The sequence below is a fragment of the Bradyrhizobium sp. CIAT3101 genome (assembly GCF_029714945.1).
Lineage (GTDB): Bacteria > Pseudomonadota > Alphaproteobacteria > Rhizobiales > Xanthobacteraceae > Bradyrhizobium.
In genome coordinates, this window is the sequence record NZ_CP121634.1 from 3,904,740 (window position 1) to 3,921,921 (window position 17,182).

At 63.4% G+C, this 17,182-nt stretch carries 20 protein-coding genes; 12 read left to right on the plus strand and 8 right to left on the minus strand.

Annotated elements, in window-relative coordinates:
• The first annotated feature begins 357 nt into the window (after nt 1-357).
• Entirely contained in the window at nt 358-936 is a 579-nt protein-coding gene (locus QA645_RS18315) for a hypothetical protein (protein WP_254132120.1), read from the plus strand.
• Between the two features lie 68 nt (nt 937-1,004).
• Here the strand turns inward: QA645_RS18315 and QA645_RS18320 are convergent, their stop codons facing one another.
• The 5 genes from QA645_RS18320 to QA645_RS18340 all read right to left on the minus strand — a co-directional run bounded on the left by QA645_RS18320 (nt 1,005) and on the right by QA645_RS18340 (nt 7,241).
• Nucleotides 1,005-2,861 (minus strand): nucleotide pyrophosphatase/phosphodiesterase family protein, encoded by a 1,857-nt coding sequence (locus tag QA645_RS18320; RefSeq protein WP_283052011.1) that lies wholly within the window; start codon nt 2,859-2,861, stop codon nt 1,005-1,007.
• 636 nt (nt 2,862-3,497) lie between these two features.
• Entirely contained in the window at nt 3,498-3,815 is a 318-nt protein-coding gene (locus tag QA645_RS18325) for a LuxR C-terminal-related transcriptional regulator (RefSeq protein WP_283052013.1), read from the minus strand.
• A 53-nt stretch (nt 3,816-3,868) separates the two neighbouring features.
• Nucleotides 3,869-5,092 (minus strand): ABC transporter permease, encoded by a 1,224-nt coding sequence (locus QA645_RS18330; protein ID WP_283052017.1) that lies wholly within the window; start codon nt 5,090-5,092, stop codon nt 3,869-3,871.
• Nucleotides 5,089-5,814, minus strand: a complete 726-nt coding sequence (locus QA645_RS18335; RefSeq protein WP_283052019.1) for an ABC transporter ATP-binding protein — start codon at nt 5,812-5,814, stop codon at nt 5,089-5,091. The genes QA645_RS18330 and QA645_RS18335 overlap by 4 nt, the downstream gene beginning before the upstream one ends.
• A complete protein-coding gene (locus QA645_RS18340; protein WP_349253184.1) occupies nt 5,811-7,241 on the minus strand; it encodes an efflux RND transporter periplasmic adaptor subunit in 1,431 nt (476 codons plus the stop codon). The genes QA645_RS18335 and QA645_RS18340 overlap by 4 nt, the downstream gene beginning before the upstream one ends.
• 610 nt (nt 7,242-7,851) lie before the next feature.
• Here QA645_RS18340 and QA645_RS18345 point away from each other — a divergent pair.
• From QA645_RS18345 to QA645_RS18375, 7 genes are all read left to right on the plus strand, one after another.
• Nucleotides 7,852-8,508, plus strand: a complete 657-nt coding sequence (locus tag QA645_RS18345; RefSeq protein WP_283052024.1) for a response regulator — start codon at nt 7,852-7,854, stop codon at nt 8,506-8,508.
• Nucleotides 8,509-8,674: 166 nt separating this feature from the next.
• Complete coding sequence (locus QA645_RS18350) at nt 8,675-9,067, plus strand: curlin subunit CsgB (protein WP_283052026.1); 393 nt, start codon at nt 8,675-8,677, stop codon at nt 9,065-9,067.
• Between the two features lie 142 nt (nt 9,068-9,209).
• On the plus strand, nt 9,210-9,602 hold the full coding sequence (locus tag QA645_RS18355) for a curlin (RefSeq protein ID WP_254132112.1): 393 nt from the start codon (nt 9,210-9,212) through the stop codon (nt 9,600-9,602).
• Between the two features lie 44 nt (nt 9,603-9,646).
• Complete coding sequence (locus tag QA645_RS18360) at nt 9,647-10,057, plus strand: curlin (protein WP_254132111.1); 411 nt, start codon at nt 9,647-9,649, stop codon at nt 10,055-10,057.
• 149 nt (nt 10,058-10,206) lie between these two features.
• Nucleotides 10,207-10,545 carry a curlin gene (locus QA645_RS18365; protein WP_254132110.1) on the plus strand — a complete coding sequence of 113 codons (339 nt, stop codon included), beginning with the start codon at nt 10,207-10,209 and terminating at the stop codon, nt 10,543-10,545.
• A 20-nt stretch (nt 10,546-10,565) separates the two neighbouring features.
• Nucleotides 10,566-10,856, plus strand: a complete 291-nt coding sequence (locus QA645_RS18370) for a hypothetical protein (protein ID WP_254132109.1) — start codon at nt 10,566-10,568, stop codon at nt 10,854-10,856.
• A gap of 187 nt (nt 10,857-11,043) precedes the next feature.
• Nucleotides 11,044-11,493, plus strand: a complete 450-nt coding sequence (locus QA645_RS18375; protein WP_254132108.1) for a hypothetical protein — start codon at nt 11,044-11,046, stop codon at nt 11,491-11,493.
• Between the two features lie 25 nt (nt 11,494-11,518).
• On the opposite strand, the gene QA645_RS18380 is transcribed toward QA645_RS18375, so the two are convergent.
• Both QA645_RS18380 and QA645_RS18385 read right to left on the minus strand, forming a co-directional pair.
• Nucleotides 11,519-11,833, minus strand: coding sequence for a hypothetical protein (locus QA645_RS18380; protein ID WP_254194139.1), 315 nt, complete (start codon nt 11,831-11,833; stop codon nt 11,519-11,521).
• 155 nt (nt 11,834-11,988) lie between these two features.
• On the minus strand, nt 11,989-12,831 hold the full coding sequence (locus QA645_RS18385; RefSeq protein ID WP_283052031.1) for a GNAT family N-acetyltransferase: 843 nt from the start codon (nt 12,829-12,831) through the stop codon (nt 11,989-11,991).
• A gap of 148 nt (nt 12,832-12,979) precedes the next feature.
• Here QA645_RS18385 and QA645_RS18390 point away from each other — a divergent pair, with 148 nt between their 5' ends.
• Nucleotides 12,980-13,684, plus strand: a complete 705-nt coding sequence (locus QA645_RS18390) for an SDR family oxidoreductase (protein WP_283052033.1) — start codon at nt 12,980-12,982, stop codon at nt 13,682-13,684.
• A gap of 275 nt (nt 13,685-13,959) precedes the next feature.
• The gene (locus QA645_RS18395) at nt 13,960-14,793 is read left to right on the plus strand and encodes an outer membrane protein (protein WP_283052035.1); all 834 of its coding nucleotides are present in this window, start codon (nt 13,960-13,962) and stop codon (nt 14,791-14,793) included.
• Between the two features lie 64 nt (nt 14,794-14,857).
• Here the strand turns inward: QA645_RS18395 and QA645_RS18400 are convergent, their stop codons facing one another.
• A complete protein-coding gene (locus QA645_RS18400; protein ID WP_283052037.1) occupies nt 14,858-15,934 on the minus strand; it encodes a serine hydrolase in 1,077 nt (358 codons plus the stop codon).
• A gap of 278 nt (nt 15,935-16,212) precedes the next feature.
• Here QA645_RS18400 and QA645_RS18405 point away from each other — a divergent pair, with 278 nt between their 5' ends.
• Together QA645_RS18405 and QA645_RS18410 are read left to right on the plus strand one after the other, a co-directional pair.
• On the plus strand, nt 16,213-16,632 hold the full coding sequence (locus tag QA645_RS18405; protein WP_283052039.1) for a metalloregulator ArsR/SmtB family transcription factor: 420 nt from the start codon (nt 16,213-16,215) through the stop codon (nt 16,630-16,632).
• A complete protein-coding gene (locus tag QA645_RS18410; protein WP_254132102.1) occupies nt 16,632-17,114 on the plus strand; it encodes an SRPBCC family protein in 483 nt (160 codons plus the stop codon). Before QA645_RS18405 ends, QA645_RS18410 begins: the two co-directional genes overlap by 1 nt.
• The last annotated feature ends 68 nt before the right edge of the window (nt 17,115-17,182 follow it).

The window sequence follows — 17,182 nt, forward strand, 5'->3', positions numbered from 1 at the left end:
TCCTGCCTGGCCGTCGCCGGAAGTATAGGGGCTTGATGACCCCAAGTGAACGGCAACTGAACTGCTTCAAGTAAAATGTGAATTCTTCCTCTGAAGGGCTGATTTGTCAGCACATTTTTGTTACGGCGGCAGCTGCGGCGAAACATCTCCACCGGGGCTTCACGGTCTGGATTGCCCCGATAAAGCCTTTTATGACCCGCATCACGCCCGCCCGACGCTCTCCGGAACCGAAACGGTCCTCGTAGCGACTAATCGGCAACCATTGAGAAAAGTCGCGATCCCCATATCGAATCATTAACCACCCCTTTACGCCCGCATGAAAATGCTGGTCGATCAGAAGAAATCTGGAAGTGAACTATGTCCGCCGCACTGCCCAAGTCCGCTCAAAAGTCCGTTGAAGCGCCGTCCCTCGAACCGTCCTGCCGCGATACCGCGGCCCATGCACTCTCTGTCGTGCGCGATGGCGTCATCACGGGCGAAGGCCCGACCACCAAGGGGCGGGTGCATTTTTCCCGCTCGCTCGATGCCGATGACACCGCCTGGTGCGCCCGCATCCTGACCGCGACCGCCGTCAACGACCAGCCGATCAGCCGCGCCGAAGCCGAAGCGCTGTTCGAGATCAACGAAGCTGCGACCGAGCGCACCGATGGCGGCCGGTTCGACGATTTGCTGACCAAGGCGGTGGCTCATTACGCCGCGAGCGCCTCCGGCCTGAAGGTGCCGCCGCGCAACGTCGCGCTGGCGCAGGACATCGAGAGCTGGGCACCGTCTTATGCGTCCAAGGTCAACAGCGAGATGCTGGAGTGGATCGCCGGCCAGATGCGCGGCAAGCGCCACAACAACCGTCGTCTGATGGCGATGGTGGCGACCTTCCTGGGCGCCACCGCGCTGCCTCTGGCGGGCCAATTGCCGAACGTGTTCGACATCGGAATGTAAAAGATCCGGGCACGTAACATCGGAGATATTCTCGCGCCCCTTTCGAGGCGCGAGAGACAGCGGCGGGGTTATTTCCCCGCCGTTTTTTGTTTGCCGGCTTCCGGCTCGAGGCCCAGCGTGCGGCCGGGGAATCCGGCGGCGTCGAAATAGCGCTGGCTACCGACGCGCTGGACGTTGAGCACGGTCTCGAGACCATTCTCGGACTTCTTCTTCGACTTCTCCACGGCCTTGAATGCCTTCGGTACGATGCCGTTGGGCAGCGCTTCAGACATCACACGGCCGACCAGGCCGCCATTCTCCGAGCCGCGCAGGCCGAGGAGTTGAGCGGCAGTCATGCCGACGTCGGCATTGCTGACCGGCAGCTCGTCGACGAAGCCGGCTTTGAAGTCCGGACCGATCGCGGCCATGAAGTTGTAGGTGTCGCCACGGCTGAAGCTGCCGTGCATGCCCTGGCCCTGACGCAGCACGGTGTCGGCGACCTGCACCGAGCAGTTGGTCGGTGCCTCGCCGCACTCGCTGGCATAGGAGCGGAAGTTGACCACGATCGCCGGCGTCGGTGTCGCCGCCTTGCCGCGCAGATTGATGCTCGACAGCGGCAGCGTGCCGGGGAAGCGGCCGAGCTGGTCGTCGACGAACAGGCCGGAGATGTAGTCCTGCTCCATCAGCGCCTTGATGGTCTTGGCCGCCAGCTTCTTGTCCTTGTTCGGCAGGTAGATCAGGTCCGAGCCGCCATTGGTGGCGACGACGACGTCGGGCTTGGTCGGATCCTTGCCGAGCACGCCGTTGCCGGCCTTCGGATGGGCATTGCCGGTGACGGCCGCGTTCTTGTCGTTGGGGTCGAACAGCGGCAGGTCGAGCGCCTTGGCCAGATCGAGGGCGAGGAAGCCCATCGGCAAAAAGTCCTTCGGCGTGTCGTCATAGCTGAGCTTGGCCGAGGGGCTGGTCTTGCTCTCCTTGGAGATGGTCGAGAAGCCGTGGTCGGCCTGGATCATGATGTTGGTGTTGGCGGCGAGGCCAAGCTCGTCCAGTGCCTTGCGGATCTGGGCGAGGTTGTTGTCGACGTTCTTGATGCTCGCCATCGTGCTCGGGCCGTTGATGCCGGGCAGGATCTGGTTGAGGCTGTCGCCCTGGTTATGCTGGGTGCCGTCGGGATCGCGCGACCAGAACACCAGCACGAACGGTTTGTTGCGCGCCTTGAACATCGGCAGCACCACCTTGGTGGCGACGTCGGCGAAATAGGCCTGCTGCACCACGTTGGCCGTGGTGGTGCCGGGCGTCTTGGCGTCGCCCGCCTTGCCGTTGTCGCCGCGGCCGGGGGCGGTGAGGGCGAGACCGGCCTTGGTCAGCGCGTCCTTCATCTCGTCCGAGAGCGCCACGCCGGCCTTGCTGCCAGTGGCGTCGTCGATGACGATCGAGTGCTTGCCCGGCTTCTCGGGCTTGTCGGTGTGGTCCCACTGATAGGTCGGGCCGACCTTGCCGATCGCGGCCGTGCTCAGGCCCTTGTCGCGGGCCATCTTCAACACGGTCTCTTCGTTGAGATAGTCGCCCTTGAAATGCTCGTCGATGTCGCCGAGCACGGAGTCGTTCTCGATGAAGGGGACCACGGTGTCGCCGGCAGGGACCGAGGTGTAGTTGGTCCAGATCGTGTTGGAGAACACGCCGGTATCGCCGAGATAATGGCCGGTCGACATCGCCGAGCCATTGGCCATGGTGAAGGTCGGGAACAGCGAATGCGAGTTCTTGAAATTGACGCCCTTGTCGCGGACCTCGGCCATTGCCGGTGCGGTTTCGGGGGTGATCTTCAGCGCGCGCAGCCCGTCGGGGATGAACAGGATCAGGTTGCGGGGCGTGTTATTCTCGGCGGAGGCAAATCCGGTGGACAGCACTGTCAGTCCGGCTGACAGCAACACCAGTGAACGGCGCATCGTAATCTCCTAGCGGTAAGGCGGCTTGGCCGCCGAACCGCGGCCCCCGGCAATCGTTTAGTTTTGCTGTATGACAGTTTTGTTACAGAAGCGGATTGGCATGCAGAAGTGACGGGGAGGTGGCCCGGCGTCCACGCATTTGTCATTGCGGGGTGAAGAAAGGGTGGTGTGGGCGCACAACTGTCGCAACATCGTCATTGCGAGCGCAGCGGAGCAATCAGAGTCTTTCCGCGGACAGATCCTGGATTGCTTCGTCGCAAGAGCTCCTCTCAATGACGGAGGTGTAGGATGGGTAGAGCGAAGCGAAACCCATCAGCGCTTTCTCCGCGCGGAAACATGATGGGTTTCGCAAGTGCTCTACCCATCCTACGCCCCCGTAGACACACCTTCGCGTTCTCGTGGCTGTTCGCCCGAGCTTTGCTTTCATCGCCTCACCCTCCATTGAAAGAGGGCGCAGGGAAGACCGGGTGCCGGCGTCGTGACGATCGCGATACGCCCCTCTTCCTTGGGCCGGAGTGATTATTGTCTAACAAAATTCCGAATTCGAATAAAGAGAAATATTTTGTCGCCATGCTCTTGACCCCGGGCTTCGGTGTTTTGCCCGACGGGTCACGCAAGGGATTGTGGCCGCGACGGTCATTCCGGTACGGTCGGCGCCAGCGGAGCTTGTGCGAGCGTCTGGACCGGCTTGACCTTCGCCGGGCTGGCTCCGTTCCTGGCTGGATCGTGCCGTGGTGAAAGCGGGGCCGCCTTGAGGGCATAGACGATCGCGATCTGGGTTCGGTTATGGAGGCGGTATTTGCGCATGATGTTGCCGATATGCGCCCGCACCGTGTTCTCCGAGATCTTGAGCTCGTAGGCGATGTTCTTGTTTTGCAGTCCGCGCGCAATGAGCATCATCAGCTCACGCTCACGCGGCGTCGGCGTAATCAAATCTGTCGAATCCGGGCTCATGACTTGCTCCTCCCAGGCCTCTGGTTTGATGTCGTGGCAAACCCAGCGTGTTCTCATTCCGTCTTGAGCGCCTCGATTGGACTGAGCTTGGACGCCTTGTGTGCAGGATAGAAACCAAAGATCAGGCCGGTCGCGATTGAGAAGGCGAGGGCCAGGGCAATCGCATCGCCGTCGATTGACGTGATCCAGCCGGCCATGCGCGCGACCGTCATCGACAGCGTGACGCCGCTGAGGACGCCGATGGCGCCGCCGAGCAGGCAGAGCACGAGCGCTTCGCAGAGGAACTGGAGACGGATGTCCCGCATCCGCCCGCCGAGCGCGCGGCGGATGCCGATTTCGCGGGTGCGCTCGGTCACCGACACGATCATGACATTCATGATGCTGATGCCGCCGACCAGCAGCGAGACGGAGGCGATGGCGACGAGCAGCAGCGCGACGGTGCGGATCGCTCCCTGCTGCGCTTCCATGGCGGCGGCCGGGTCCTGGACCTTGAAGTCGTCCTCCTGACCGGCCGGGACACGATGCCGCTCCCGCAGCAGGCTTTCGATTTCGGATCGCGCACCGGCCATCTGACCGTCGGCGGCCACCTTGGCAATGATGTAGGCGACCGAATCCCGGTTGATGTTGCTGGCGCTGCCGAGGAAGCGGAGCTTGGCCGTGGTGAGGGGGACGAAGGCGACGTCATCCTGCGTAGGTCCCTTGGCGTCGAGAACGCCGACCACTTCGAGCGGGACCTTCATGATCCTGATCTGCGCGCCGATGGGATCATCGCCCGGCGCAAACAGCTCGCGCGCAACGGTGCTGCCGAGGATCACGACCTTGCCGGCGGCGGCTTCCTCGGCGCTGGAAAAGTAGCGCCCGGAGGAAAGCTGCCAGTCGCGCACCATGAAGTGCCCGGTCGTCGTGCCGTTGATCGTCGTGTTCCAGTTCTTGCTCTCGTGGATGACCTGCGCCGTTCCGGCGATCGAGCCGGCTGCGGCCTGGATTTCCGGAATTTGCTCGAGGATGGCCTGCACGTCGCTCTCGGTCATCGTCAGCTTGGTGCCGTCCTTGAGGCGCACGCCGCCCTGATAGACCGCGCCGGGTATGATCATCAGCACGTTGGCGCCGATCGAGCGGATCTGCTCCTGGAGGCGCAACTGCGCGCCGGCCCCGATCGCGAAGACCGTCACGATCGAAGCGACGCCGATCACGATGCCGAGCATCGTGAGGAAGCTGCGCAACGGGTTCAGCCGCAAGGCGTGCAGAGCGATCTGAAAGCCCTGAAACATCGTCATGACCCGACGCTCCGTTTGGGCAGTAACGGCACTATCGTCTCGTCGCTGACGAGTTCGCCGTCGTGCAGGCGGATGGTGCGGCGACACTTGGTCGCAATGCCGGGATCGTGCGTGATCATCACGATGGTCTGACCGAACTGGTTGAGCGCGGCAAACAGCGCAAGGATCTCGGCGCCGGTGCGGCTATCGAGCGCGCCGGTCGGTTCATCTGCGAGGATGATCAGCGGAGAGGCGATCAGCGCGCGCGCGATGGCGACGCGCTGCTGCTCGCCGCCCGACAATTGCCGCGGGAAGTGATGCGCCCGGTGCAGCATGCCGACAGCCGCCAGGCTCTGCTCGGCGCGGCCGAGGCGTTCCTTGTGGCCCACGCCGCAATAGACCAGTGGCAGGGCGACGTTCTCGATCGCGTTGTGGCGCGCGAGCAGATTGTAGGACTGGAACACGAAACCGATACTGCGGGCGCGCAAGGTCGATCGGCGGTCTTCCGAAAGATCGGCAACGTTGGTGCCCTCGAGATAGATCGATCCCTCGCTCGGGAGGTCGAGCAATCCGATCATGTTCATCAAGGTGGACTTGCCCGAGCCGGACGGCCCCATCACCGCGAGAATCTCGCCCCGATCGACGTCGAAACTGACATTGCGTACCGCCGCGACTGCGACTCCGTCCGTGCGATACGTCCTGCCGACGGATCGGAGGCTGATAAGGGGCAGGGTGGCTGTCATGATCCGAACCTGATGCCGAGAAATTCCATGCCGGCAGGCCGGATCGCCTGTCCGACGGCAACCTGGCTGCCCTCGACGAGCTCTCCGCTCTTGAGCGCAACCTGTTCCGTACCCGCCGCGCCGACGGTCACGGGGACCCGCTGAAGTGCGCCGCTGGCGGTGCGGACCCAGACTCCGCTGCGTCCAGGGCCTGTGTCTGTCCGTGCGCCCGAAGGCTGGAACCGCAGCGCCGCGAGAGGAACTTTCAGCACGTTGTCCTGCTGCTCGATCACGATCTTGACCAAGGCGGTCATGCCCGGAAGCAACGCGCCGTCGAGATTGGAGGTCGACAGGACGACCGTGTAGGTGACGACGTGCTGCTGGTTCTGCGGCGCCTTGCGCACCTGCCGCACCGCGGCTTCGAAGCGGCGGTCGGGATAGGAATCGACCGTGAAGTGAGCGCGCTGGCCGGGCGCAATGCGCCCGATGTCGGCTTCGTCGACCTGCGCGTGGATCTCCATGTCCTCGAGGCGGTGGGCGACCACGAAGGTCGTGCGGGATTCGAGGCCTACCGCGAGTGTCTGGCCTTCATTGACGAACCTGCCGACCACGACGCCGTCGATCGGCGAGCGGATCACGGTGCGGTCGAGATCAGCCTGCGCCGCCGCAAGGACGGCGGCTTTCTCCGGCACAGCCATCCTGGCCTGGTCGAGCTCGGCCTCGATCCGGCGGACGTCGGCCTGCGCGCCCTCAACCGAATAGGCATTGAGGGACATCATCACCTCGGCCTCGCGCTCCTGGGCCACGCGCGCGGCGAAGTCCGTCTGCGCATCGTCGACGGTGGACGTGGCCACGACGTTCTGCGACTGAAGCGCCAGCTTGCGTTGCAGGGTCTTCTGCGCCGATGCCTTGACGGCCTGGGCGCTGTCGAGCTTGGCGACCAGCACGTCCCGGCTGCCCTTGGCGTTTTGCAGATCGATCCTGGCGCGATCGAGCTTGGCTCGCTCGATGTCAACGAGGGAATCAGCGACGGCCAGCGCCGCCTTGGCCTCGTCGACCTTGGCCGCGAAGCTGCGGGGATCGATCAGGGCAAGCGGCTGGTCCTTGCTGACGGTGTCGTTGAAGTCGACATAGACGCGGGCGAGTTGCCCGGACAATTGTGAGCCGACCTCGATCGTCTTGACGGGTTGCAAGGCGCCCGTGACGGTGACGGTCTGCTCGATGCTGCCGCGCTGGATCGCGGCATAGCGGAACAATGGGGCGTCCGATCCGAAGGTCGGAGTTTCGCTTGTCGCTGGCACAAGCAGCCGCTTCGTCGAGGCATAGGCGTGCGCGGCCTTGTCGGCCGCGCTGCCGGCGGCGCCGGCAATGGCGGCCGGTCCCGTGGCGTAGATCGCGGCGAGGCCGCATGCAGTTCCCAGCAAGGCAATAACTGGCACAAATCGCATATCAAAACCCGCCCTCTTGAAAATGATTGCGTTGGCGGCAGAAGCTCAAAATCGTGCAGTGGTTGTATTCTCGTAATGGTTGTATTTCATCGAATTCGATATCTGTGGCTTGGCAGTATGTCGCTGTTCTTAGGGCGACGGACGGGCGCGCTCCATGATCCAGAAGTAAAGTCCGCGGGCTGCGACCTTTCGTGATTTGCGCGGAACGCATACCGGGCGTATTCAAAAAGATGCGCGCGGTATCGAAACTCGACAGCTGACTGAACGTCCCGTCTGTTTGCGGATTGTTGGCGTTCACGTCGGCGCATGGATGGCGACGCCATGACGCAGTGGGCGATATCAGGGCTGCAGCGCCGGACTGTCACATCCCTGACATGGTATCTCGGCGTGATGCCGCTTTTGGCGGTACCCGGTCCTTTCAATCACGAAACCAGATATGTGAACGCCTTCACTCGTCTCGAGGGGCTGTTGGCCCTAAGACGTGAGAGCTGCGGACCGAGGAGATTCGCTAGGTCATCGCGCATGCATTCAAGCACCTTGTTATCGCTTGCAAGAACAATGGATGGCTCGTTGCTGGATCATCGAGCGTTGAGTCCGGGAGTCTGTTGCAATGATTTCAAATCAAGCCACAGTTTATGTCGTTGACGACGAAATTGAGGTACGAAACGCGATTGGCAATCTCTGCGAGGAGACCGGACATCAGGTGAGGCTGTTTGCCTCGACAGACGAGTTCCTCGAGGAGGAGTTGTCCGTCGGACCATCCTGTCTCGTGCTCGACGTGCGCTTTCCCGGCACGTCGCCCACCGGCCTCGAGCTTCAGCGCCGGCTGGCCGAGACCGGCGTATCCATTCCGATCGTCTTCATCAGCGGCCATTCCGACGTCCGCGTCTCGGTCGAGGCCATGAAGCGCGGTGCAGTCGAGTTTCTGCCGAAACCCTTTCGCGAGCAGGAAATCCTCGACGCGATCAGGCACGGCATCGAGCGCGACCGCAAGCGAATGCATCGCGAAGACGCCGTGCGCGATGCGCGGCAGCGCGTCGAGGCGCTGACGGCGCGGGAGCGCGAGATCTTGCTGTTGATGGCCGAGGGGCTCGTCGCCAAGCAGATCGCGGCAAGGCTTGGCGTGAGCGAAGTGACGGCGAAAGTTCATCGCGCCAGGATGATGCGCAAGCTGGAATTGCGCTCGCCGATCGAAGTGGTGCGGCTCGTCGACAACATGGAGCGCGATGCGGCGACGCGCGCGGCTGCCGGACCACCGCACAGCTAGGCTTTCGCGCGGCGGCTTGCCGCACAAAGTCTAGTCCTTACCGATTAGCATGAACTGCAGTCTGTCGCACGGAGCACGATCGGTTCAGAGTCATCACACGATGTCGACCTCCTCCAAGACGGCATCCGTAAACTGGTTAGACAACTTGAACCGAAAGGGATACTCCATGCGCAAATTTCTCCTCGCTTCCGTCGCCGTGTTCGCCCTGTCGTCTGCCGCTCAGGCTGCCAACACCGCGACCACTGTGCAGATTGGTCTCGCAAACGGCTCCACCGTGAACCAGCAGGGCCACGTGAATGACACCTCGACCACGTCCCAACTCGGCCTCGTGAACAGCGCGAGCACGATGCAGGGCACGACCTCTCCGTCGCTCAACAACGTCAGCTCGGTGACCCAGATTGGCGTCTTTGGCAACTCGGCCACCACCGGGCAGGTTGCCACCGGCAACAACACGAGCGGGATCAGCCAGTCCACGCTGTTCGGCCTCCCGCCGAACAACTCCGCTGGCGTTGGGCAGTTGGGTGGCGGCATCAACCTCAGCACCATCACGCAGCACTAAGCCAGCCCCGGTGTCGGCCCGGGCGCGTCCATCGAGCGGCGCGTCCGGGCGATACTCGACACGGCATGCTCGAAATGACCGCGATCAGATTGCCTGAGCGGGGGCCGCGGGTCGAAGGCTGATATTTTACGGAGGATATGACATGCGCACGAAATTTCTCATCACGGCCGTCGTCACGCTGAGCGCGCTGACCGCTGTCGATGCCAAAGCCGCCAACACGATCAGCGTGTTGCAGTTTGGTACGACAAATCTCTCGTCCACAACGCAGACCGGCCCGGTGAACAATACCGCGACGACGCTGCAATTCGGGGCCTTCAACCAGGCATCGAGCATGCAACTCGGTTCATTGTCTTCGGTCAATTCGGCGACGATTGGACAGGGCGGCACGACAGCCACCGCGACCAATATCGCTACGGCTGGCCAAGTCGGAGGCGCCAACACGAGCTTGATTGGCCAAATCGGTTTGAACAACGCCGCCGGGGTATCCCAGCTTGGCATTCTGAACGGCTCCACGATTCTGCAGCAGGCTCCTTGACCTGGGATCGTGTGGTGACTCGGCAGATATTGTGGAGGCATATGATGAACAAGCATCTTCTGGTCGTCGCAACGGCGGTTCTCGTCTCCTGTTTCACCGCGAACGGACCCGCGCGAGCACAGGGCGCCGACATCAAGACGATCGTTTCGATCAACGGGCCGCCCGTGGTCGTGAACCAGAGCAGCTCGCTCAACATGGTCGGCGTATTCCAGATTGGCGGCACGCCCAGCGCGACCGTCACGCAGAACGGCAGCAACAACGCAACCGGCATCTTGCAATTCGGTGGAACGACATCGGCGTCGGTTGGCCAGACGGGCATGAACAATCTTGCCTTCGTCGGCCAGACGGGCCAATCGGCGACGAGCATCGTGTCGCAGCTCGGTGCCATGAATACGGGAGCCATCGCGCAATTCGGCGCGGTCAACTCGTCGACGGTGATCCAGACCGGTCCGTGAGCTGATGGGGCAGGGCGATGAGATATGGTCGAGGGTTTCTGGCCTTGGCGGCGTTGCTCGCCGCCATCAGCGTTGCGTCCGAGGCATCCGCAGGATCCAGGCAATCGCCAAACATTGCCGGCCCCGCGCTCTCCTGGATCAACAGGAATGTGAGCATCGAGACGGTCGTGCAATCCGGCAACAACCCGCAGCCGGTCACGATCGTCGAGAACAGCCTCATCAACATCGCGCGAGTGATCGAAATCGGGACCGGCACGGTCGATGCGACGATTGTCCAGAACGGGATGCACAACTATGTCGATCTGATTCAGGTCGGCAACACCACCAATGCGCTGATCGGCCAATCGGGCGTCAGCAACATCGCCGACATCACCCAGGTCGGCAATTCGACCAATGCGCTGCTGCTCCAGGTCGGCGACATGAACACGGGAACGGTCAGGCAGTTCGGACGCTTCAATTGGGCTGCGATATTTCAGTTCGGGCGATGATCGAGATGAAGAGGTGTGACATGAAGTTCCTCCTGCTCGCATCCGGAATGACCCTCATGAGTGCAATTGCGATGTCGCCAGCCGGCGCCGGGGAGACCGGCGACGGCCACACCACCGTGGTCCAGGACGAAAACGGAACCGCAATCATCACGCAAAGCGGCGATCCGGCGCAGGCCGAGGTCAAGGTCGACAAGGAGCCGGGCCGCACCACCGTCTACCGCCGCAGCGGCGGCAATACCGCCATCGTGTCGCAGGGCAGCGGAAATGCGCAGGACATGCTGGACTGGCTGCGCAAGCAGCAGGGTCGCTGACGCGCCGCATTCCCGGGAACGAAGGTCTGACGCCGGATGAAGATTCCGGGCGTTCTGCCGCAGCCGGTTCCCCGTTAATCCCGTGCCTTAACCAATAATTAATTATACGTTTGCGGGTGGGCGACAGCCCGGCCTAGCGTGCGGTGGGGAGCCGCTATTCGCGAAGCCAAACGAGTTGGTGCGTATCATGATGTCCAGATCAAATGGGGCGTTGCTCGCCTCGCTCAGCGCAGCCGCGCTGCTCCTTAGCCCCGGCGACAGTTTTGCACGACCGGGCGGTGCCGCCCCGCATGCCATGGTGACCGCAGCTCCACCGCCGGCCGCCGTACGTCCGCCGATCGCGCCGGGCGCGCGGTTCCGCGGCCGCAACACGCCCTGGGTCTATTGGCCGGGCGGCGGCGCGTTCGCCTACGACAATGCGGGCTACAGCCCGCCTTTCGTCGATGCCGGGCAGCCGGCCTCCACCGACGTGCGCTACACCTACACCTATGACGTTCCCTGGGACTGGTCGCATCGCTTCCCGCCGAACGTCGTGCCGTCCGACCGCCCCTATGTGCCGAGCTGCCCGACGGAATCCGTGACGGTGCCCGGCCGCGGCGGTGGCGAGCACACCGTCAACATCATGCGCTGCTACTGAGCAGCGTATCGCGCGAGAGACTGCGTTACAGAATTCCTGCCGCGGCCGCCTGGTCGCGGTCGGACTGCTTCCGCCTGACATTTGCGAGCTCGCGGCTGCAAGCCACAAACGACGACGTGCCAGGGCGCAGCCCGAACTGGCCGCAGACATCCCGATCCTCATCCGCAATGACGCGCGCGAGCTCCGCCTCGGCGGCCTGGCGCAGCGCGGGCGCCGCGACGAGCGCGTGAAGGGCGAAGGCCGTCACGACGGCAAGCACCAGCGCAACCGCAACTGTGGGGCGCTGCATCTCGTCGGCCGTGTGATGAGAAGCGCGTGCCTTGCTTCTGGCTTCGGTCATGAAATCCTCTCTCGCATGAAATATCGATGGTCAGAAAAATGATCGTCGAGCGGCCCGACAAAAATCGCCGGATACAACACCCATACCCGCTGCATCGCAGCGGGAGCGTGAAACAGATTACAAATTTCAAGCCGGCGGCAGATTACGAGTTGGTACTAGCCCAGTTCAAAGCTGGTTACGCCGAACACGCGGTCGAGCCGCAGTGACGGGACTGCTCCAGTGTACATTCGTGCCGTTTCGAATGTCGGCTTTAGGCCAAGGGATTCCGCAAGCGCTATAGCATCGCGGTTCACCGCGGGGATGTCGAGCACAATCTCGCTGCTTCCGCCGCTCGCCAGCAAAGCTTGGAGGATGGTGTCCGCCGCAGCGCGGTTATCTGCTACCAGCGGGCCGATCTTGCAGCCGCTCCGGCAGGGCCGGATCACGCCCCATGCGGCGAGCCTTCCGTCGCGCAGCAGCGCGCGGCCGACATGGCCGGGCGTGTTGATCCAGGCGCGCAGGAAGGCGCTGCGCCGAGCCGGGAAGACCGTGGCGTCATCGGCTTCGACATCCGCAAACGGGATCGTGTCGAGCGCGACGACGTCGGCCGGCGGTTTCGGTGGTGCGGAAACGGTGCCGCCATAGCGGATATTGGCGTAAGCAAGCTGGAAGCCGGATTTTCGGTAATTGTCCTGCTGCGCCACCACGCCGTCGAGCCCGATCACGCGCGAGCCCGCATGCGTGATCGCGGCGTTCCAGATGCGCAGGCCGTGACCTCTGCCGCGAAAACCTGCGCGCACGATGTAGAAGCCAAGGAAGGCGAAGCGGTCGTCGTAATTGACGCAGGAGACGGTCGCGACGGGCTCGCCGTCGATTTCGCCGACGAAGAACCCGTTCGCGTCCGGAATGGCGAAGCAGGCGGCGTCGCGCAGGCCGGGATTCCAGCCCTCTGCCGCGGCCCAGTCGATCGCGAGGGAGATCTCGTCGGGCTGCAAATTGCGGATCTGCAAATCGCTCATCTCGCGTGGCCTCGTGGCGGTGGGCTTGTCGGCAAGTCTGGTTTGCGGGCAAGTCTGGTTGTAGAAGGCCTGACGACAGGCGGAGCCTTGGCAGACTGAATCTTGGAATCTTGGGCTCGCCACAACGCTATCACAGGGATGATCGGTCATGGCAGCAGAGAAGGTCGCACTCGTCACCGCAGGCGGCAGCGGCATGGGGGCAGGGGCCGCGCGGCGGCTCGCAGCCGATGGCTTCCGCGTGGGTATCCTGTCGTCCTCCGGCAAGGGCGAGGCGCTCGCGGCCGAGCTCGGCGGCTTCGGCGTGACCGGCTCGAACAAGTCCAATGACGACCTGAAGCGCTTCGTCGATGGTGCGCTGGCGAAGTGGGGACGCATCGACGTGCTCGTCAACAGTGCCGGCCACGGCCCGCGCGCGGCGATCACGGAGATCACCGACGAGCAATGGCTCCTCGGTCTCGACACGTATCTGCTGAACGTGATCCGTCCGACCCGGCTGGTGATGCCGGTGATGCAGGCGCAGAAGGGCGGCGCCATCATCAACATCTCGACCGCCTGGGCGTTCGAGCCGAGCGCAATGTTTCCGACCTCGGCCGTGTTCCGCGCAGGCCTCGCCGCCTTCACGAAAATCTTCACAGATACCCATGCGGCCGACAACATCCGCATGAACAACGTGCTGCCCGGCTGGATCGACAGCCTGCCGCAAACCGATGCGCGCCGCGACAGCGTGCCATTGAAGCGCTACGGCAAGGTCGAGGAGATCGCCGCGACGGTCTCGTTCCTCGCGTCCGACGGCGCCGCCTATATTACCGGCCAGAACATCCGCGTCGACGGCGGGCTGACGCGCTCGGTCTGAGGCGCGTTCATCCGAGTCGCGTTCTCGTTGTCTTGTTCTGATGCGACACGGCGCTGCATCGCGCGTCACAGATGAAGAAAAGTGTGTGGCCTCCAGGTCACACTTCTCATGCGTTCGCACGACGTCGCGCGCATACTACGTCGCAGTCCCAGCGAACTTCGCGGCAGCCCAAGACGCTGCGCGGTGTACCGCCTATGCCTGACCCGTGCCGGAAACACCTCGCCGGTGCATTCGAAAAACGCGGGCTTCGATCGCGTGGGGCAAAGGAGACTGCAATGAAGAAGCTTTTGCTGGCGGCAGCGATGGTTGTTTTGGGCGCCGCGTCCGCGCAGGCCGCCGACCTCGCGGCACAATACACCAAGGCGCCGATGATGGCGCCGGCCTATAACTGGACCGGCTTCTATGTCGGCGCCAATCTCGGCGGGCAGTGGGGCAGTGCCGATCCGACGACATCGACCGTATTTTCTCCGACCGGCTATTTCGCGACCAGCAGCGTTCCCGCGATCGGCGCGGTCGGCGCCCAGAATGTCAACAGCTCCAGCGTGACCGGGGGCTTCACGGCCGGCTACAATTGGCAGGTCAATCAGGCGGTGTTCGGCCTTGAAGGCGACATCAACTATTTCGGCTTCAAGGGCAGTGCGTCGGGCTCGGCGGTCTATCCCTGCTGCGCCCCGACCGCCTTTACCGTGTCGTCGCAGGTCTCGGCCGATTGGCTCGCCACGATCCGCGGCCGCATCGGCTTCCTCGCCACGCCGAGCTGGCTGCTCTACGCCACGGGCGGTGCGGCGATCGCCGACGTGAAGGGCAACTTCAACTTCACCGACACATTCGCGACAGCAACCGAGTCGGCCGCGATCCGCGATACCCGCGTCGGCTGGACTGCTGGCGCCGGCACCGAATATTCTTTCGGCGGCGGCTGGTCGTTCAAGGCCGAATACCTCTATGTCGATCTCGGCCGCGCCAGCACGACAAGCACCAATTTGGCCGCCTTCACGCCGGCCATTGCCTTCCCCAGCAACGTCTACTCGCACTCGGTTGACATCAAGTCGAACATCGTGCGCGTCGGCGTGAACTACAAGTTCGGCGGACCGGTTGTCGCCAGATACTGAGCTGAATCTTGTTCCGATTTGGTGAGGAAAGCCCCGGCCTGGCCGGGGTTTTCTGTTTCGACGCTCAGGCGCCGTGCAAGGCGAGCAGACGCGCCAGCGCAGGCAGGATCTTGTAGCGGGCGATCTCGTGCGGATATTCGCCGCGATTGGCGAGCAGCACGATGCCGATCCGGTGCGCAGGCACCAGGCCGATATAGCCAGAGGCGTTGTTGAGGCCACCGGGCTTGTCGACGACGGTGACGCCGGGAAGGTGCACGGTCTCCCAGGCCATGGCTTGGCCGAACGTGGCCTGCTCGAACTTTTGGTCGACGTGGAAACTCTCGTGCTGTGTCATGCGCAGCGCCTCGCGCAGGTGTGGATCGATTGAGCGGCCATCGGCGTTCGCTGCAACGAAGGTCGCAAGCTCCCGTGCGGACGAGAACATCTGGCCGGTGCCGGGGAAGTCGAAATAGCTCTGCTGGTTGCCGACCGGGCCGATGGCCGTGCCCTGGTCGGAATAGCCCTGCACAACGCGTCGCATGGCAGCGTCATCCATGATCGCGCGGTTGTCCGGTCCACGTTCGGGAATGGATGTGGCGTGCATGCCGAGCGGCGTGAGGATGCGGCTCTCGATCAATCTTGCGACCGGCGCGCGATAGCAGCCCTCGAGCACGAGCTGAAGCAGCACGTAGCCGGCGTGACTGTAGATGCGCTGCTTGCCGGGGGCGACGCCCGCGGGCGGCGCGAAGGCGTTGAGCATCGCGATGAATTGCGCCTGCGAGTAGGACTCGTTCGGCCAGGGCGGGTGATCGGTCGGTAGCAGCAGGCCCGAGGTGTGCGTCGCGAGCTCGCCCACGGTGACCCGGCGGATATAGTCGCCGTCGAGCTCCGGCAGATATTTCGGCAGGGGATCGTCGAGCCGCAGCTCGCCGCGGAGCGTGCCGAGCGCCACCAACGTCGCCTCGAACGGTTTTCTCAGGGATGCGAGGTTGAACAGCGTGTCCGGCGTCACCGGCCGCCTGGTGGCGTCGTCTGCGAAGCCGTAGGTGAAGAATTCGATGTGACGGCCGGCGTACAGCGCGGCGGCGAGGCCGCCGGGATGGTCTGGCGTTGCGGTCGGCGCAAGCTCGGCGGCGACGATGTCGCGCATTTGCGCGATCATGTCGGAGTCCGCCAATGCGCCGCGTGGCCGGACGAGCGCGGCCGCAAAGGAGCCCAGCGCGGCGCCGGCGAGGGCCCGCCGGGTGATTTGTGGTGAGATGACAATAGGCTGCACGTGCTCTGACGATGGTGATGTGCGCCCCCGCTGACTGTTTTAGTGAGGCGAGGGCGGTCTCCCAATTCACGATTGCGCGTGATGGGTTCCATATCGGAAGAATTACTTAGCTTATGGGCTAACAATCGTTGACGCCGGACCGAGGTGTCTCTATAGTTAGCTATATGGCTAACCAATTACCCCAACTCGACCAGGTCTTCGCAGCGCTCGCCGACCCTACGCGGCGGGCCATCGTGATGCGGCTGTGCGCCGGCGAGGCCTCGGTCGGCGAGCTCGCGGAGCCGTTCGAGATGGCGCTGCCGAGCTTCATGAAACACATCCACGTGCTGGAGCTGAGCGGGCTCGTGCAGTCGGAGAAGTCCGGCCGCGTGCGCACCTGCCGTCTTAGCCCCGAGGCGCTCGTCGGTGCGGAAGATTGGTTCCAGCACCAGCGCGCGATCTGGGAGGCGCGGCTCGACCGGTTCGAGGCTTACGTGCTGAAGCTCAAGCAGGAGAGGGCGGCCGCCAAGCGGCCGTCCAAGAGATCTGACGAGACGACCGAGAAGACCACCAACAAACCAAGCAAACGGAAAGGTACTGAGTGATGTTGAACGCTGCCCTGTCGCAATGGTCGATGGACCGCGAGATCGTGATGTCGCGCGTGATCGATGCGCCGCGCGATCTCGTCTTCGAGGCGTGGTCCGATCCCAAGCATCTGCCGCAATGGTTCGGGCCGAAGGGATTCAAGATCGAGACCTTCGAGATCGACGTGCGCGTCGGCGGCGTCTGGCGCTTCAACATGATCGGACCCGACGGCACGGTCTATCCGAACCGCATGCGCTTCCTCCGCATCGAGCGGCCGTCGTTCATGGAGATGTACCACGGCGATGACCAGGACGATGACCCCGGCATGTTCCGCTTCACCATCACCTTTGCCGAGCAGGCCAACGGCAAGACCGTGCTGATGATGCGGCAGCTGGCAGCGAGCACCGAGCAGCGCGATGGCATGATCGGCTTCGGCGCCGTCGAATACGGCTATCAGACGCTGGACAAGCTTGCGGCCTATGTCGGCGGGCTGAAGAAATAAGGGCCTTGCGTGATTCGGGGGCGCCCTCGACATGGCGTCCCCGAAATCAGCCCGAAAAACGCTGGCGC

What these genes read in the sequence shown, in the direction of transcription:
- QA645_RS18355 (WP_254132112.1), top strand. Translation starts at nt 9,210, where the DNA reads ATGCGCACGAAATTTCTCATCACGGCCGTCGTCACGCTGAGCGCGCTG.
- QA645_RS18380 (WP_254194139.1), bottom strand. Translation starts at nt 11,833, where the DNA reads ATGACCGAAGCCAGAAGCAAGGCACGCGCTTCTCATCACACGGCCGAC.
- QA645_RS18395 (WP_283052035.1), top strand. Translation starts at nt 13,960, where the DNA reads ATGAAGAAGCTTTTGCTGGCGGCAGCGATGGTTGTTTTGGGCGCCGCG.
- QA645_RS18330 (WP_283052017.1), bottom strand. Translation starts at nt 5,092, where the DNA reads ATGACGATGTTTCAGGGCTTTCAGATCGCTCTGCACGCCTTGCGGCTG.
- QA645_RS18350 (WP_283052026.1), top strand. Translation starts at nt 8,675, where the DNA reads ATGCGCAAATTTCTCCTCGCTTCCGTCGCCGTGTTCGCCCTGTCGTCT.
- QA645_RS18390 (WP_283052033.1), top strand. Translation starts at nt 12,980, where the DNA reads ATGGCAGCAGAGAAGGTCGCACTCGTCACCGCAGGCGGCAGCGGCATG.
- QA645_RS18320 (WP_283052011.1), bottom strand. Translation starts at nt 2,861, where the DNA reads ATGCGCCGTTCACTGGTGTTGCTGTCAGCCGGACTGACAGTGCTGTCC.
- QA645_RS18370 (WP_254132109.1), top strand. Translation starts at nt 10,566, where the DNA reads ATGAAGTTCCTCCTGCTCGCATCCGGAATGACCCTCATGAGTGCAATT.
- QA645_RS18335 (WP_283052019.1), bottom strand. Translation starts at nt 5,814, where the DNA reads ATGACAGCCACCCTGCCCCTTATCAGCCTCCGATCCGTCGGCAGGACG.
- QA645_RS18400 (WP_283052037.1), bottom strand. Translation starts at nt 15,934, where the DNA reads ATGATCGCGCAAATGCGCGACATCGTCGCCGCCGAGCTTGCGCCGACC.
- QA645_RS18345 (WP_283052024.1), top strand. Translation starts at nt 7,852, where the DNA reads ATGATTTCAAATCAAGCCACAGTTTATGTCGTTGACGACGAAATTGAG.
- QA645_RS18385 (WP_283052031.1), bottom strand. Translation starts at nt 12,831, where the DNA reads ATGAGCGATTTGCAGATCCGCAATTTGCAGCCCGACGAGATCTCCCTC.
- QA645_RS18410 (WP_254132102.1), top strand. Translation starts at nt 16,632, where the DNA reads ATGTTGAACGCTGCCCTGTCGCAATGGTCGATGGACCGCGAGATCGTG.
- QA645_RS18375 (WP_254132108.1), top strand. Translation starts at nt 11,044, where the DNA reads ATGATGTCCAGATCAAATGGGGCGTTGCTCGCCTCGCTCAGCGCAGCC.
- QA645_RS18405 (WP_283052039.1), top strand. Translation starts at nt 16,213, where the DNA reads ATGGCTAACCAATTACCCCAACTCGACCAGGTCTTCGCAGCGCTCGCC.
- QA645_RS18325 (WP_283052013.1), bottom strand. Translation starts at nt 3,815, where the DNA reads ATGAGCCCGGATTCGACAGATTTGATTACGCCGACGCCGCGTGAGCGT.
- QA645_RS18315 (WP_254132120.1), top strand. Translation starts at nt 358, where the DNA reads ATGTCCGCCGCACTGCCCAAGTCCGCTCAAAAGTCCGTTGAAGCGCCG.
- QA645_RS18360 (WP_254132111.1), top strand. Translation starts at nt 9,647, where the DNA reads ATGAACAAGCATCTTCTGGTCGTCGCAACGGCGGTTCTCGTCTCCTGT.
- QA645_RS18340 (WP_349253184.1), bottom strand. Translation starts at nt 7,241, where the DNA reads ATGCGATTTGTGCCAGTTATTGCCTTGCTGGGAACTGCATGCGGCCTC.